This is a genomic window from Pseudomonas sp. SCB32 (assembly GCF_009189165.1).
GTDB lineage: Bacteria > Pseudomonadota > Gammaproteobacteria > Pseudomonadales > Pseudomonadaceae > Pseudomonas.
The window spans coordinates 2341176-2354784 of sequence record NZ_CP045118.1 but is presented as its reverse complement, the minus strand read 5'-3'; the positions used below and the strand labels follow the sequence as shown (position 1 = coordinate 2354784).

Sequence of the window (13609 nt, the reverse complement as noted above, 5' to 3'; positions counted from 1 at the left end):
ATGCGCCTGTCTCCCATCAATCAGCGCCGCTGGGCGCGCTTCAAGGCCAACAAGCGCGGCTGGTGGTCACTCTGGCTATTCATGATGCTGTTCATCGGCAGCCTGGGCGCCGAGCTGATCGCCAACGACAAGCCGCTGGCCATCCGCTACGACGGCAGCTGGTACTTCCCGGTGGTCAAGCGCTACCCGGAAACCACCTTCGGCGGCGAGTTCCCCATGGAGGCGAACTACAAGAGCCCGTACATGCGCGAGCAGATCGCGCAGAAGAACGGCTGGATCCTCTGGCCGCCGATTGCCTACAGCTACGACACCATCAACTACGACCTGCGCGTGCCCGCCCCCTCCCCGCCCACCGGCGAGAACTGGCTGGGCACCGATGACCAGGCGCGCGACGTGCTTGCACGGGTGATCTACGGCTTCCGCATCTCGGTGCTCTTCGCCCTGATTCTCACCGTGCTCAGCTCCATCGTTGGCGTTGCCGTGGGCGCGCTGCAGGGCTTCTACGGCGGCTGGATCGATCTGCTCGGCCAGCGCTTCCTGGAAATCTGGTCGGGCCTGCCGGTGCTCTACCTGCTGATCATCCTCGCCAGCTTCGTGCAGCCAGGCTTCTGGTGGTTGCTGGGGATCATGCTGCTGTTCTCCTGGATGAGCCTGGTGGACGTAGTGCGCGCCGAGTTCCTCCGCGGGCGCAACCTGGAGTACGTGCGCGCCGCACGGGCGCTGGGCATGCGCAACGGGGCAATCATGTTCCGCCACATCCTGCCCAACGCCATGATTTCCACCTTGACCTTCATGCCGTTCATTCTCACCGGCGCCATCGGCACCCTGACCTCGCTGGACTTCCTCGGCTTCGGCCTGCCGGCTGGCGCTCCCTCGCTGGGCGAGCTGGTGGCCCAGGGCAAGTCCAACCTGCAGGCACCCTGGCTCGGCATCAGCGCCTTCGTGGTGCTGGCGGTAATGCTCAGCCTGCTGGTGTTCATCGGCGAAGCCGCCCGTGATGCTTTCGACCCGAGGAAGTGAGATGACCCACAGCGAAAACCTCATTGAAGTCCGTGATCTCTCCGTGGACTTCCTCTGCGGCAACGAGACGGTCCATGCGGTGGAGAAGATCAGCTTCGATATCCGCAAGGGCGAGACCCTGGCGCTGGTCGGCGAAAGCGGCTCCGGCAAGTCGGTGAGCGCCCACTCCATCCTGCGCCTTCTGCCCTACCCCTCGGCCAGCCATCCCTCCGGCAGCATCCACTACGCCGGCAAGGACCTGCTGAAGCTGCCTGAAAGCAAGCTGCGCGGCATTCGCGGCAACCGCATCGCCATGGTCTTCCAGGAGCCCATGACCTCGCTGAACCCGCTGCACACCATCGAGAAGCAGATCGGCGAAGTGCTGGCCCTGCACAAGGGCATGAACACCGCCCGGGCGCGGGCGCGCACCCTGGAGCTGCTCGAACTGGTTGGCATCCCCAACCCGGCCAGCCGCCTGAAGGCTTATCCGCACGAACTCTCCGGCGGACAGCGGCAGCGCGTGATGATCGCCATGGCGCTGGCCTGCGAGCCGGAACTGCTGATCGCCGACGAACCCACCACCGCGCTGGACGTCACCGTACAGCTGAAGATCCTCGACCTGCTGCGCGACCTGCAGCAGCGCCTGGGCATGGCGCTGCTGCTGATCACCCATGATCTCAACCTGGTGCGGCGCATCGCCCATCGGGTGTGCGTCATGCAGCACGGCTGCATCGTCGAGCAGGCGCCGTGCGAAACCCTGTTCGAGTCGCCCCAGCACCCTTACACCCGAGAACTGCTGGGCGCGGAACCCAGCGGCAATCCGGCCGACAACCCACCCGGCCCGCCTCTGCTCAACGTTAACGACCTGCGGGTCTGGTTCCCGATCAAGAAAGGTGTGTTCCGCCGCACCGTGGATCACGTCAAGGCGGTGGACGGCATCGACTTCAGCCTGCTGCGCGGGCAGACGTTGGGCATCGTCGGCGAAAGCGGCTCGGGCAAGTCCACCCTGGGTCTGGCCATCCTGCGCCTGATCAACAGCCAGGGCGGCATCCGCTTCGAAGGAAATGACATCGAGGGGATGAACCAGAGCCAGGTGCGCCCCTTGCGGCGCGAAATGCAGGTGGTCTTCCAGGACCCCTTCGGCAGCCTCAGCCCACGCATGTCAGTGGGCCAGATCGTCGGCGAGGGCCTGGAAATCCATGGCATCGGCACGGCCGAGGAGCGCGAACAGGCGATCATCGATGCGCTCAAGGAAGTCGGTCTCAACCCGGACACCCGTCACCGTTATCCCCATGAGTTCTCCGGAGGCCAGCGGCAGCGGATCGCCATCGCCCGTGCGCTGGTCCTGAAGCCGGCGCTGATCCTGCTGGACGAGCCGACCTCGGCGCTCGACCGCACCGTGCAGCGCCAGGTGGTGGAGCTGCTGCGCCGCCTGCAGGCCAAGTACAACCTGACCTACCTGTTCATCAGCCACGACCTGGCGGTGGTCAAGGCGCTGAGCCATCAGCTGATGGTGATCCGCCATGGCAAGGTGGTCGAGCAGGGCTCGGCGGAACAGGTGTTCTCCGCGCCGCAGCACGCCTATACGCAACAACTGCTGGAAGCCGCCTTCATGGTTCCGGCGCAAACTCACTGAAGCAGGGAGGAGGAGCCCCCGTGGGATTTCTGACCGGTAAGCGCGCCCTGATCGTCGGCGTCGCCAGCAAACTCTCCATCGCCTCCGGCATTGCCGCGGCAATGCAACGCGAAGGCGCGGAGCTGGCCTTCACCTACCAGAACGACAAACTCAAGGGCCGTGTCGAGGAGTTCGCCGCCGGCTGGGGCTCCCGCGCCGAGCTGTGCTTCCCCTGCGACGTCGCCAACGATGCCGACATCGAGGCGGTGTTCGCCGAGTTGAACAAGCACTGGGACGGCCTGGACATCATCGTCCACTCCGTGGGCTTCGCACCGGGCGACCAGCTCGACGGCGACTTCACCGAAGTCACCACCCGCGATGGTTTCAGGATCGCCCACGACATCAGCGCCTACAGCTTCGTCGCCCTGGCCAAGGCCGGCCGCGGCATGATGAAGGGCCGCAATGGCAGCCTGCTGACCCTCTCCTACCTCGGTGCCGAACGCACCATGCCCAACTACAACGTGATGGGCATGGCCAAGGCCAGCCTGGAAGCCGGCGTGCGCTACCTGGCCGGCAGCCTCGGCCCGGAGGGCACGCGGGTCAACGCCGTTTCCGCCGGTCCCATTCGCACTCTTGCTGCCTCGGGCATCAAGAGCTTCCGCAAGATGCTCGCCGCCAATGAACGACAGACGCCCCTGCGGCGCAACGTGACCATCGAAGAAGTCGGCAACGCCGGGGCCTTCCTCTGTTCCGACCTGGCCAGCGGTATCAGCGGCGAGATCCTCTATGTCGACGGCGGCTTCAACACCACCGCCATGGGGCCGCTGGAAGACGAGTGAGGTCTTTCGCCCGCCCATGAAAAAAGGCCGCAGATGCGGCCTTTTTCTTTTCAGACACCGGGCTACCTGAGGCAGCCCGGGCTGGGCATTACTTGGCGTTGTCGAATTTCTCGATCTTCGCCTGCTCCTGCAGCTGGCGACGGAAGGCTGCAAAGTCCTCCTGACCACTGCGCGAAGCGAGGAAGCGCTGGTACATGGCTTTCTCTTGGTCGGTCATCTTGGCTTCCGGCTCGCTGACTCCGGAGAGACGCACCAGCACGAAGTCGCCATTGGGCAGCGCCACACCGGACAGGCTCGGCTTGTCGGCCGAGGCCGGATGCGCCATGCGGAATACGCCCTGCAGCACCACCGGCTCTACACCTTCCTGGCTGCGCGAAGCGGCTTCCACCACTTTCCAGCTCTGGCCTTCCTGATCCTGATTCAACGGAGTCTTGCCATCGCGCAGGCTGGCGAGCAGCGCTTCACCACGGGCCTTGGTATCGGTGGCCGCGTGGTCCTGCTGCAGACGGGTGCGGATGGTCGCGCTCACCTGCTCCAGGGTTTCCTGCTCAGGCTTGCGATGCTCCTTGACCCGCAGTACGACCACGGTATCCGGATCCAGTTCGATAGCGCCGCTGTTCGCGCCGTCTTCCATCACCTCGGGACTGAAGGCCGCCTGAATCACCTGGCGGTTCGCGGTCACGCCCTCGCCGCCTTCGCGGCCGAACGGCTTGCTGGTCTGTACCTTCAGACCCATGTCCTGGGCCGGTTGGGACAGGTCAGAGGCCTCGTAGGCAGCGCTTTCCAGTTGCTTGGTGGCATCGACGAAGCGCTGCTCGACCAGCTGGGTCTTCACGTCCTGCTCCAGCTTCGGCTTCAGGATCTCGAAGCTCGGAACCTGCGGCGCCTCGACGCCCAGCAGCTTGATCAGGTGCCAGCCGTAGGGAGTTTTCACCGGGGCGGAGACTTCGTCCTTCTTCAGCGCATAGAGCGCCTCTTCGAAGGCGGGGTCATACACACCACGACTGGCATAGCCCAGGTCGCCGCCATTGGCAGCGGAGCCGACGTCGTTGGACTGCTCCTTGGCCAGCTTGGCGAAGTCCTCGCCCTTGGCCAGACGCGCCTTGATCTCATCGATCTTGGCCTTGGCCTGCTGGTCGTTCTGCTTGTCGTTCACCTCGATCAGGATATGCGCGGCGTCGCGCTGTTCGGCGAGACCGGCGATTTCCTTCTGATAGAGGGCATCGAGGTCTTCCTTCTTCGCCTCGACCTGCGCGAAGAAGCCGGACTTCTTCAGCTCGACGTAGTCGATGGTGACCTGCTCGGGAGTCATGAACTCGGTGCTGTGGGCGTCGTAGTACGCCTTGATCTCGCTGTCCTCGACCTTGCTCTTGGCCGGATCGGCCTTGAGGGTCAGGGTCGCGAAGTCACGGGTCTGCTTTTCCAGGCGGGCGAAGGCCTTCAGCTCGTCGTCGGTGACGAAGCCGGTGCCGGCAATACCGGCGCGCAGTTGGCCGATCAGCATTTCTTCGCCGAACATCTGGCGGAACTGCATGCGGCTGTAGCCCATCTGGCGAATGACCTGATCGAAGCGGTCCGGGCTGAACTTGCCGTCCACCTGGAATTCCGGAGTCTCGACGATCAGCTGGTCCAGCGCCGACTGGGAGAAGGCGAACTTGTCCTTCTGGGCGGCCTGCAGGATCAGCTTGCGCTCGATCAGCGACTTCAGTGCGGAGTCCTTGAGCAGCTTGTCGTCGAGCATGGACGCATCGAAGTCCTTGCCCAGACGCTGCATCAGCTGGCGACGCTGCATGTCCGCGGCCTGCTGCAGTTCCGGCAGACCGATGTCGTCGCCATTGACCTGTGCGGCGACGTTCTCGTGGTGGGTTGCGCGAATGATCTGATCGAACCCGGTCAAAGCCATGAGGACAACGATGACCCCCAGGATGGTCTTGGTGATCCAGCCCTGAGAATTGTCCCTGATGTTTTGCAGCATGCGGCCCCCGAGCGCGGCCACGGCCTGCCGTCAATGGCGGCGCGGCGTGGAAAAAGGCGGATATAAGAAAGGCGCATCCGAGGATGCGCCTTCTCGTAACTGGTGGAGCGTGCGGGCATTTGCCCGTGACCCCTAGCGATCCCTATCAGGCCGTGGCCCGTAGGGTCGCCGCTCCGTGATCGACTCAGCCGAGACTGAGCCGATCCAGGTCTAGTCCAAAAAGACGCTTAGTTTACAGCATCCTTGAGGGCTTTACCGGCCTTGAAGCCCGGGATCTTAGCGGCAGCGATCTTGATCGGCTTGCCGGTTTGCGGGTTACGACCGGTGCGAGCAGCACGCTCTTTCACGGCGAAGGTGCCGAAGCCGACCAGTACGACGGAGTCACCAGCCTTCAGGGCGCCAGTTACAGACTCGATCACCGCGTCCAGAGCGCGACCGGCAACAGCTTTCGGGATATCAGCAGATGCGGCGATAGCATCGATCAGTTCCGACTTGTTCACTCTAAGTCCCCTTATTTCTGTTGAGTATGTTTCTATGTGTTAGGTGTAAGCAAAAGCAGGTGCTGGTTTGCCAACTGACAAAGCAAGTGCCGCTTTATAACAAGGGCTCAAAAACAGTGTCAAGAAAGCCCCCCAACTAATGCGTGCTGATTCGCTCCTTGGAATCAGACTCGCGCTTCTCATCCTTTGCAACCATCTCGGGAGCCGCATCGGGCAAGGGCTCCGGCGCGTATTGCAGCGCAATTTGCAGGACCTCGTCAATCCATTTAACCGGTTTAATAACGAGATCGGCCTTAATATTATCCGGAATTTCCCTAAGATCTCGGACATTTTCCTCAGGGATGATCACGGTCTTGATTCCACCCCGATGCGCGGCCAGAAGTTTTTCCTTCAGACCGCCAATGGCCAGCACCTGACCCCGCAGGGTGATTTCACCGGTCATGGCAACATCGGCGCGCACGGGAATCTGCGTAATGGCAGAAACGAGCGCAGTGCACATGCCGATACCGGCACTCGGACCATCCTTGGGCGTAGCGCCTTCCGGCACGTGGATATGGATGTCTTGCTTCTCATGGAAATCCGCCGGAATACCCAGGCTCTTCGCCCGGCTACGCACCACGGTCAGCGCGGCGGTGATGGATTCAGCCATGACGTCACCCAGCGAACCGGTCTTGGTCAGCGCGCCCTTGCCGGGAACGATGGCCGATTCGATGGTCAGTAGCTCGCCACCCACCTGGGTCCAGGCCAGGCCAGTCACCTGGCCGATCTGGTCCTGCTGCTCAGCCAGGCCGTAGCGGAACTTGCGCACGCCCAGATAGTTCTCGAGGGTTTCCGGAGTCACCTTGGCGTCGATACGCCTGGCCTTGGTGCCCTCCTTCACCGCCTTGCGGCAGACCTTGGCGATCTGGCGCTCCAGGCTGCGCACACCGGCTTCGCGGGTGTAGTAACGAATGATGTCGCGGGTCGCCGCTTCGTCGAAGGTCAGCTCACCCTTCTTGAGGCCGTTGGCCGCAGTCTGTTTTGGTACAAGATATTTCGCGGCGATGTTGACCTTCTCGTCCTCGGTGTAACCCGGCAGACGAATCACCTCCATGCGGTCCAGCAGCGCGGCCGGAATGTTCATGGAATTGGCCGTGCAAAGGAACATCACGTCGGACAGGTCGTAGTCGACTTCAAGATAGTGATCGTTGAAGTTGTGATTCTGTTCCGGATCGAGGACCTCCAGCAGCGCCGAGGCGGGATCGCCGCGCATGTCGCTGCCCATCTTGTCGATCTCGTCGAGCAGGAACAGCGGGTTGCGCACACCAACCTTGGTCATCTTCTGGATCAGGCGACCCGGCATGGAACCGATATAGGTCCGGCGGTGACCACGAATCTCGGCCTCGTCACGCACGCCGCCCAGGGCCATGCGCACGAACTTGCGGTTGGTGGCACGGGCGATGGACTCGGCCAGCGAGGTCTTGCCCACGCCGGGCGGGCCGACCAGGCAGAGCACCGGGCCTTTCAGTTTCTTCACGCGTTTCTGCACGGCGAGGTACTCAAGGATACGCTCCTTGACCTCTTCGAGACCGTAGTGATCCGCGTCGAGAATGTCCTCGGCCTTGTCCAGGTCGTGGCGCACCTTGCTCTCGCCCTTCCACGGCACGTTCACCAGCCAGTCGATATAGGAACGTACCACGGTGGCTTCGGCCGACATCGGCGACATCTGCTTGAGCTTGTTCAGCTCAGCGGTGGCCTTGACCATGGCCTCCTTGGTCAGGCCGGCGGCGTCGATACGCTTCTTCAGCTCCTCGACTTCGTTGTGGCCTTCATCGATGTCACCCAGTTCCTTCTGGATGGCCTTCATCTGTTCGTTCAGGTAGTACTCGCGCTGGCTGCGTTCCATCTGCTTCTTCACGCGGCCACGAATGCGCTTCTCGACCTGCAGCAGGTCGATCTCGGCATCCAGCATCGCAAGCACATGTTCGACGCGGGCGGACAGCTCGGTGATCTCGAGGATTTCCTGCTTCTGCTCGATCTTCAGCGCCATGTGCGCCGCCATGGTGTCCACCAGGCGACCGGGTTCATCGATGCTGTTGAGCGAGGACAGCACTTCCGCCGGGACTTTCTTGCCCAGCTGCACGTACTGCTCGAACTGGCTCAGCAGGCTACGGGTGAAGACCTCGGACTCGCGCTCGCCGATGGACGCCTCGTCGATGATCGAAACTTCGGCGCGACAGTAGGCTTCCTCGTCGACGAATCGCTCTACCTGGCCGCGCTGCTCACCTTCGACCAGCACCTTGACGGTGCCGTCGGGCAGCTTCAGCAGTTGCAGGACGGTGGCCACGGTACCCATGCGGTACAGGCCGTCCGCACCCGGATCGTCGTCGGCCGGGTTCTTCTGCGCCAGCAACAGGATCTGCTTGTCGCTGGTCATGGCGGCCTCAAGGGCCTCGATGGACTTCTCGCGTCCCACGAACAGCGGGATGACCATGTGCGGATACACCACTACGTCACGCAGGGGCAGCAGGGGCAACTCGACGAGTGTTTTCATGATATTCGGCTCTACAGCGGCACTTGGCCAAAACGATGGGATGGACCCTTCGGGCTAAGATGGGGTTAGGGCAGGGAAAAAACAAGCGCGGTAGATAGGAAGAAAGAAGGGGCCACAGGGGCCCCTTCTATTTTCAGGCGTCAGGCGCGGCCTTGGCCGGCTGTTCGGTGTTCTCGTAGATCAGCAGGGGCTGGGAAGAACCTTCGATGACACTTTCATCGATGACCACCTTGCTGACCTCGCTCTGCGAGGGGATCTCGTACATGGTGTCGAGCAGGATGCCTTCGAGAATGGAGCGCAGGCCACGGGCACCGGTCTTGCGGTCCAGCGCCTTGCGGGCCACGGCCTTGAGGGCGTCCGGGCGGAATTCGAGGTCCACACCTTCCATTTCGAAGAGCTTGGCATACTGCTTGGTCAGCGCGTTCTTCGGCTCGGTGAGGATCTGCATCAGAGCAGGCTCGTCCAGCTCGTCCAGGGTCGCGATGATCGGCAGACGACCGACGAACTCCGGAATCAGGCCGAATTTCACCAGATCTTCCGGCTCGACCTCACGCAGCGCCTCGCCCACCTTCTTGCCAGCTTCCTGGCTGCGCACCTCGGCATTGAAGCCGATACCGCCCTTGGTGGAGCGGTTCTGGATGACCTTTTCCAGGCCAGCGAACGCGCCACCGCAGATGAAGAGGATGTTGCGGGTGTCGACCTGAAGGAACTCCTGCTGCGGGTGCTTGCGGCCACCCTGGGGCGGCACGGAAGCCACGGTGCCTTCGATCAGCTTCAGCAGAGCCTGCTGAACGCCCTCACCCGAGACGTCACGGGTGATCGACGGGTTGTCGGACTTGCGCGAGATCTTGTCGATTTCATCGATGTAGACGATGCCCATCTGGGCCTTCTCGACATCGTAATCGCACTTCTGCAGCAGCTTCTGGATGATGTTCTCGACGTCCTCACCCACGTAGCCAGCCTCGGTGAGGGTGGTGGCATCGGCGATTGTGAAGGGAACATTGAGCAGGCGCGCCAGCGTCTCGGCCAGCAGCGTCTTGCCCGAGCCGGTCGGCCCGATCAGCAGGATGTTGCTCTTGCCGAGCTCGACGTCGTCCTTGCGCTCACGCTGATTCAGACGCTTGTAGTGGTTGTAGACCGCTACCGCCAGCACTTTCTTCGCACGCTCCTGGCCGATCACGTACTGATCAAGGATGGTGCGGATCTCTTTCGGCGCCGGAAGCTTGTGCGCACTACTTTCCGCCTGTGCCTCCTGCACCTCCTCACGGATGATGTCATTGCACAGGTCGACGCACTCGTCGCAGATAAAGACCGAGGGGCCGGCAATCAACTTGCGCACTTCGTGCTGGCTCTTGCCGCAGAAGGAGCAATACAGCAGCTTGCCGTTGTCCTCGCCGTTGCGGGTGTCAGTCATTCGATCGTTCCAATCGGGGATATACGTGAAGGACAAGATGAAGGCATTCGCAGGCATTTTCAAGCCCGCGAAGCGGCCGGATTACCGGCCGCGGTATTGCGGAGAAACTCAGCTGGCGGAAGGACGCTGAGTGAAGACCTGGTCGATCAGGCCGTAGCTGACGGCCTCTTCGCCGCTCATGAAGCGGTCACGGTCGGTATCGCGGGCGATGACGTCCAGCGGCTGGCCGGTGTGATGCGCCAGCACCTGGTTCAGGCGTTCCTTGATGAAAAGGATTTCCTTGGCGTGGATCTCGATGTCCGAGGCCTGGCCCTGGAAGCCGCCCAGCGGCTGGTGGATCATCATGCGCGAGTGCGGCAGGCAGTAGCGCTTGCCAGCGGCACCGCCGGCCAGTAGCAGGGCACCCATGCTGCACGCCTGACCCACGCAGATGGTGGAGACGTCGGGCTTGATGAACTGCATGGTGTCGTAGATCGACATGCCAGCAGTCACGGAACCACCCGGGGAGTTGATGTAGAGGTGGATGTCCTTGTCCGGGTTCTCGGCTTCGAGGAACAGCAACTGGGCAACCACCAAGTTGGCCATGTAGTCCTCGACCTGGCCGACCAGGAAGATGATCCGCTCCTTCAGCAGGCGCGAATAGATGTCGTAGGAACGCTCACCGCGGGCGGACTGCTCCACCACCATCGGCACCAGACCACCAGCGGCCTGAATGTTCGGAACTTGCGGCATATAAGGGTTATGCATGTCCGACGATCACTCCCTAATGAAAAATCATGTCTCTAAGACGCACAAGCCAGCCCGAAGGCTGGCTTGTGACAATCGAACGAAGCGATGGATCAGGCCGCTTGCGGAGCTTCAGCAGGCTTGACCGCGTCTTCGTAGGATACCTGCTTGTCGGTCACATTGGCCTTCTGCAGGACAGTATCTACAACTTGCTCTTCCAGTACAACCGAACGGACTTCGTTTAGCTGCTGGTCGTTCTTGTAGTACCAGGCAACAACTTGTTCCGGCTCCTGATAAGCGGAAGCCATTTCTTCGATCATTTCGCGAACGCGGGCTTCATCGGCCTTCAGCTCGTGCTGCTTGACCAGCTCGGCGACGATCAGACCCAGTACCACGCGACGCTTGGCCTGCTCTTCGAACAGCTCGGCCGGCAGTTGATCGGGCTTGATGTTGCCGCCGAACTGCTGGACAGCCTGCACGCGCAGACGGTTGACTTCGTTGCCGATCAGGGCTTTCGGAACTTCGATCGGGTTGGCCTCGACCAGACCTTCCATCACCTGGTTCTTCACCTTGGACTTGATGGCCTGACGCAGTTCACGCTCCATGTTCTTGCGAACTTCGGTGCGGAAGCCTTCCAGGGTGCTTTCCTTCACGCCGAACAGAGCGAAGAACTCTTCGTTCAGTTCCGGCAGCTTGGGCTCGGCAACGCTGTTGACGGTGGCGGCGAACTCGGCGGCCTTGCCGGCCAGATCCAGGTTCTGGTAGTCCTCGGGGAAGGTCACGTTCAGAACGCGCTCTTCACCGGCCTTGGCGCCAACCAGGCCTTCTTCGAAGCCCGGAATCATACGACCGGAGCCCAGCACCAGCAGGGTGCCCTTGGCGGAACCGCCAGCGAAGGCTTCGCCGTCGATCTTGCCGACGAAGTCGATGTTCACCTGGTCGTCGTTCTGAGCGGCGCGGTCAACGGCTTCGAAACGGGTGTTCTGCTTGCGCAGGATGTCCAGCATGTTGTCGAGGTCAGCGTCGGCCACATCGGCCTGCAGGCGCTCGACCTTGATGCCGCCGAAACCGGCAACCTGGAACTCAGGGAAGACTTCGAAGGTAGCGACGTACTCGAGGCCCTTCTCCTTTTCGAACACTTTCGGCTCGACGGACGGAGCACCGGCCGGGTTCAGCTTCTGCTCGACCACGGCTTCGTAGAAGGTTTCCTGGATCAGGTCACCGAGGGCTTCCTGACGAGCGGAGGCTTCGTAGCGCTGACGGATCACGCTCATCGGCACCTTGCCGGGACGGAAGCCAGGAACCTTGGCGCGACGAGCGGTCTGCTGCAGACGCTTGTTGACTTCGGTCTCGATACGCTCGGCCGGCACGCCAACGGTCATGCGGCGCTCAAGAGCGGAGGTGCTTTCAACGGAAACTTGCATGGATATTCCTCGTGGCACAGACGTAAGCCGGTCCTCCCGGCTCCCAGAATCAAGGGCAAGCATTCTAGTAGCTAGAAATGCAGAAGTCACCAAGACCGGAAGCTGCGGGGATTCACGGATGCGAGAGCTTATGGAAAGAAGATGGTGCGGACGGAGAGACTCGAACTCTCACAGCTTGCGCCACTGGAACCTAAATCCAGCGTGTCTACCAATTTCACCACGTCCGCAGGGTACCGCAGAAACGAAAACGCCAGGCTCAAGGCCTGGCGCTTCGGAATATGGGGTGGACGATGGGAATCGAACCCACGACACCAGGAGCCACAATCCTGTGCTCTACCAACTGAGCTACGCCCACCATATTACACTTGCTTGTACCGAACGCCACATGGCGCACCCGGCAGGACTCGAACCTGCGACCATCCGCTTAGAAGGCGGATGCTCTATCCAGCTGAGCTACGGGCGCTTTAAGTGGCGGCAACCCTTGCTAAGCAGACTCAGTGGAACCACTGAATCGGTTGGCACCGCCTCTTTCGTGTTTCAGGCTGTGCTCGGCAAGCGGGGCGCATGTTATCGATGAGGCCCTACCCCGTCAACAACTTTTTTAAAAAAAATTCAAAGAGATAAAGGAGTTACGGCAAATCGGGGGCGTCCGCCTTTGCCTTATGAAGGCAGCGTGCGAAAATGCGCGCCTTCTTATTCAGCCGCCTTAATGGTTATCCCCCCGACATGACTGCAAAACTGATCGACGGCAAAGCGATCGCCGCCAGCCTCCGCCAGCAGATTGCCCAACGCGTCAACGAACGCCGCCAGCAAGGACTGCGCATCCCCGGCCTGGCTGTGATCCTGGTCGGTAGCGACCCCGCCTCTCAGGTCTATGTCGCGCACAAGCGCAAGGACTGTGAAGAGGTCGGCTTCCTCTCCCAGGCGTACGACCTTCCCGCCAGCACCACCCAGGAAGAGCTACTGGCGCTGATCGACCGCCTGAACGCGGACCCGGCCATCGACGGCATCCTGGTCCAGCTCCCCCTCCCCGCCCACCTCGATGCCTCCCAGCTGCTGGAGCGCATCAGCCCGGACAAGGACGTGGACGGTTTCCACCCCTTCAACATCGGTCGCCTGGCCCAACGCATCCCGCTGCTGCGCCCCTGCACCCCGAAGGGCATCATGACCCTGCTGGAAAGCACCGGTGTCGATCTGTACGGCATGGATGCAGTGGTCGTGGGCGCATCCAACATCGTTGGCCGCCCGATGGCCCTGGAACTGCTGCTGGGCGGCTGCACCGTCACCGTGACCCACCGCTTCACCCGCGACCTGGCCGACCACGTGCGCCGCGCCGACCTGGTGGTCGTGGCCGCCGGCAAGCCGGGACTGGTCAAGGGCGAATGGATCAAGGAAGGCGCCATCGTCATCGACGTAGGCATCAACCGCCAGGCCGACGGCAAGCTGGTGGGTGACGTGGAATACGACATCGCCGCCGAGCGCGCCAGCTGGATCACCCCGGTTCCGGGCGGCGTCGGCCCGATGACCCGCGCCTGCCTGCTGGAAAACACCCTGTACGCCGCCGAGCACCTGCACCCCTGACAG

10 protein-coding genes and 3 tRNA genes are annotated in these 13609 nt (G+C 62.0%); 4 read left to right on the top strand and 9 right to left on the bottom strand.

Going from position 1 to position 13609, the window contains the following annotated elements:
* From GA645_RS11075 to fabI, 3 genes are read left to right on the top strand one after another with little or no spacing between them, the layout of a single operon-like run.
* Positions 1 to 1020 carry an ABC transporter permease gene (locus GA645_RS11075; protein WP_152222661.1) on the top strand — a complete coding sequence of 340 codons (1020 nt, stop codon included), beginning with the start codon at positions 1 to 3 and terminating at the stop codon, positions 1018 to 1020.
* A 1-nt stretch (position 1021) separates the two neighbouring features.
* The gene (locus GA645_RS11070; protein ID WP_152222659.1) at positions 1022 to 2635 is read left to right on the top strand and encodes an ABC transporter ATP-binding protein; all 1614 of its coding nucleotides are present in this window, start codon (positions 1022 to 1024) and stop codon (positions 2633 to 2635) included.
* Between the two features lie 20 nt (positions 2636 to 2655).
* Positions 2656 to 3453, top strand: coding sequence for an enoyl-ACP reductase FabI (fabI, locus tag GA645_RS11065; protein ID WP_152222657.1), 798 nt, complete (start codon positions 2656 to 2658; stop codon positions 3451 to 3453).
* An 88-nt stretch (positions 3454 to 3541) separates the two neighbouring features.
* Here fabI and GA645_RS11060 read toward each other — a convergent pair whose 3' ends face one another.
* The 9 genes from GA645_RS11060 to GA645_RS11020 form a co-directional block, all read right to left on the bottom strand.
* Entirely contained in the window at positions 3542 to 5428 is a 1887-nt protein-coding gene (locus GA645_RS11060) for a SurA N-terminal domain-containing protein (RefSeq protein ID WP_152222655.1), read from the bottom strand.
* Positions 5429 to 5655: 227 nt separating this feature from the next.
* Positions 5656 to 5928 carry a nucleoid-associated protein HU-beta gene (gene hupB / locus GA645_RS11055; protein WP_003087931.1) on the bottom strand — a complete coding sequence of 91 codons (273 nt, stop codon included), beginning with the start codon at positions 5926 to 5928 and terminating at the stop codon, positions 5656 to 5658.
* A 136-nt stretch (positions 5929 to 6064) separates the two neighbouring features.
* On the bottom strand, positions 6065 to 8461 hold the full coding sequence (gene lon, locus GA645_RS11050; RefSeq protein ID WP_152222653.1) for an endopeptidase La: 2397 nt from the start codon (positions 8459 to 8461) through the stop codon (positions 6065 to 6067).
* Positions 8462 to 8594: 133 nt separating this feature from the next.
* A complete protein-coding gene (gene clpX, locus GA645_RS11045) occupies positions 8595 to 9875 on the bottom strand; it encodes an ATP-dependent Clp protease ATP-binding subunit ClpX (protein ID WP_152222651.1) in 1281 nt (426 codons plus the stop codon).
* A 108-nt stretch (positions 9876 to 9983) separates the two neighbouring features.
* Positions 9984 to 10622: an ATP-dependent Clp endopeptidase proteolytic subunit ClpP gene (gene clpP / locus GA645_RS11040; RefSeq protein WP_041711910.1), complete on the bottom strand. Its 639-nt coding sequence runs from the start codon at positions 10620 to 10622 to the stop codon at positions 9984 to 9986.
* Between the two features lie 92 nt (positions 10623 to 10714).
* The gene (tig, locus tag GA645_RS11035; RefSeq protein ID WP_152222649.1) at positions 10715 to 12025 is read right to left on the bottom strand and encodes a trigger factor; all 1311 of its coding nucleotides are present in this window, start codon (positions 12023 to 12025) and stop codon (positions 10715 to 10717) included.
* Positions 12026 to 12167: 142 nt separating this feature from the next.
* Positions 12168 to 12252, bottom strand: a tRNA-Leu gene (locus GA645_RS11030).
* Positions 12253 to 12304: 52 nt separating this feature from the next.
* A tRNA-His gene (locus GA645_RS11025) sits at positions 12305 to 12380 on the bottom strand.
* A 31-nt stretch (positions 12381 to 12411) separates the two neighbouring features.
* A tRNA-Arg gene (locus GA645_RS11020) sits at positions 12412 to 12488 on the bottom strand.
* A gap of 263 nt (positions 12489 to 12751) precedes the next feature.
* Here GA645_RS11020 and folD point away from each other — a divergent pair.
* Positions 12752 to 13606 (top strand): bifunctional methylenetetrahydrofolate dehydrogenase/methenyltetrahydrofolate cyclohydrolase FolD, encoded by an 855-nt coding sequence (folD, locus tag GA645_RS11015; protein ID WP_152222647.1) that lies wholly within the window; start codon positions 12752 to 12754, stop codon positions 13604 to 13606.
* The last annotated feature ends 3 nt before the right edge of the window (positions 13607 to 13609 follow it).

What these genes read in the sequence shown, in the direction of transcription:
- GA645_RS11075 (WP_152222661.1), top strand. Translation starts at nt 1, where the DNA reads ATGCGCCTGTCTCCCATCAATCAGCGCCGCTGGGCGCGCTTCAAGGCC.
- GA645_RS11070 (WP_152222659.1), top strand. Translation starts at nt 1,022, where the DNA reads ATGACCCACAGCGAAAACCTCATTGAAGTCCGTGATCTCTCCGTGGAC.
- GA645_RS11060 (WP_152222655.1), bottom strand. Translation starts at nt 5,428, where the DNA reads ATGCTGCAAAACATCAGGGACAATTCTCAGGGCTGGATCACCAAGACC.
- lon (WP_152222653.1), bottom strand. Translation starts at nt 8,461, where the DNA reads ATGAAAACACTCGTCGAGTTGCCCCTGCTGCCCCTGCGTGACGTAGTG.
- clpX (WP_152222651.1), bottom strand. Translation starts at nt 9,875, where the DNA reads ATGACTGACACCCGCAACGGCGAGGACAACGGCAAGCTGCTGTATTGC.
- clpP (WP_041711910.1), bottom strand. Translation starts at nt 10,622, where the DNA reads ATGCATAACCCTTATATGCCGCAAGTTCCGAACATTCAGGCCGCTGGT.
- tig (WP_152222649.1), bottom strand. Translation starts at nt 12,025, where the DNA reads ATGCAAGTTTCCGTTGAAAGCACCTCCGCTCTTGAGCGCCGCATGACC.
- folD (WP_152222647.1), top strand. Translation starts at nt 12,752, where the DNA reads ATGACTGCAAAACTGATCGACGGCAAAGCGATCGCCGCCAGCCTCCGC.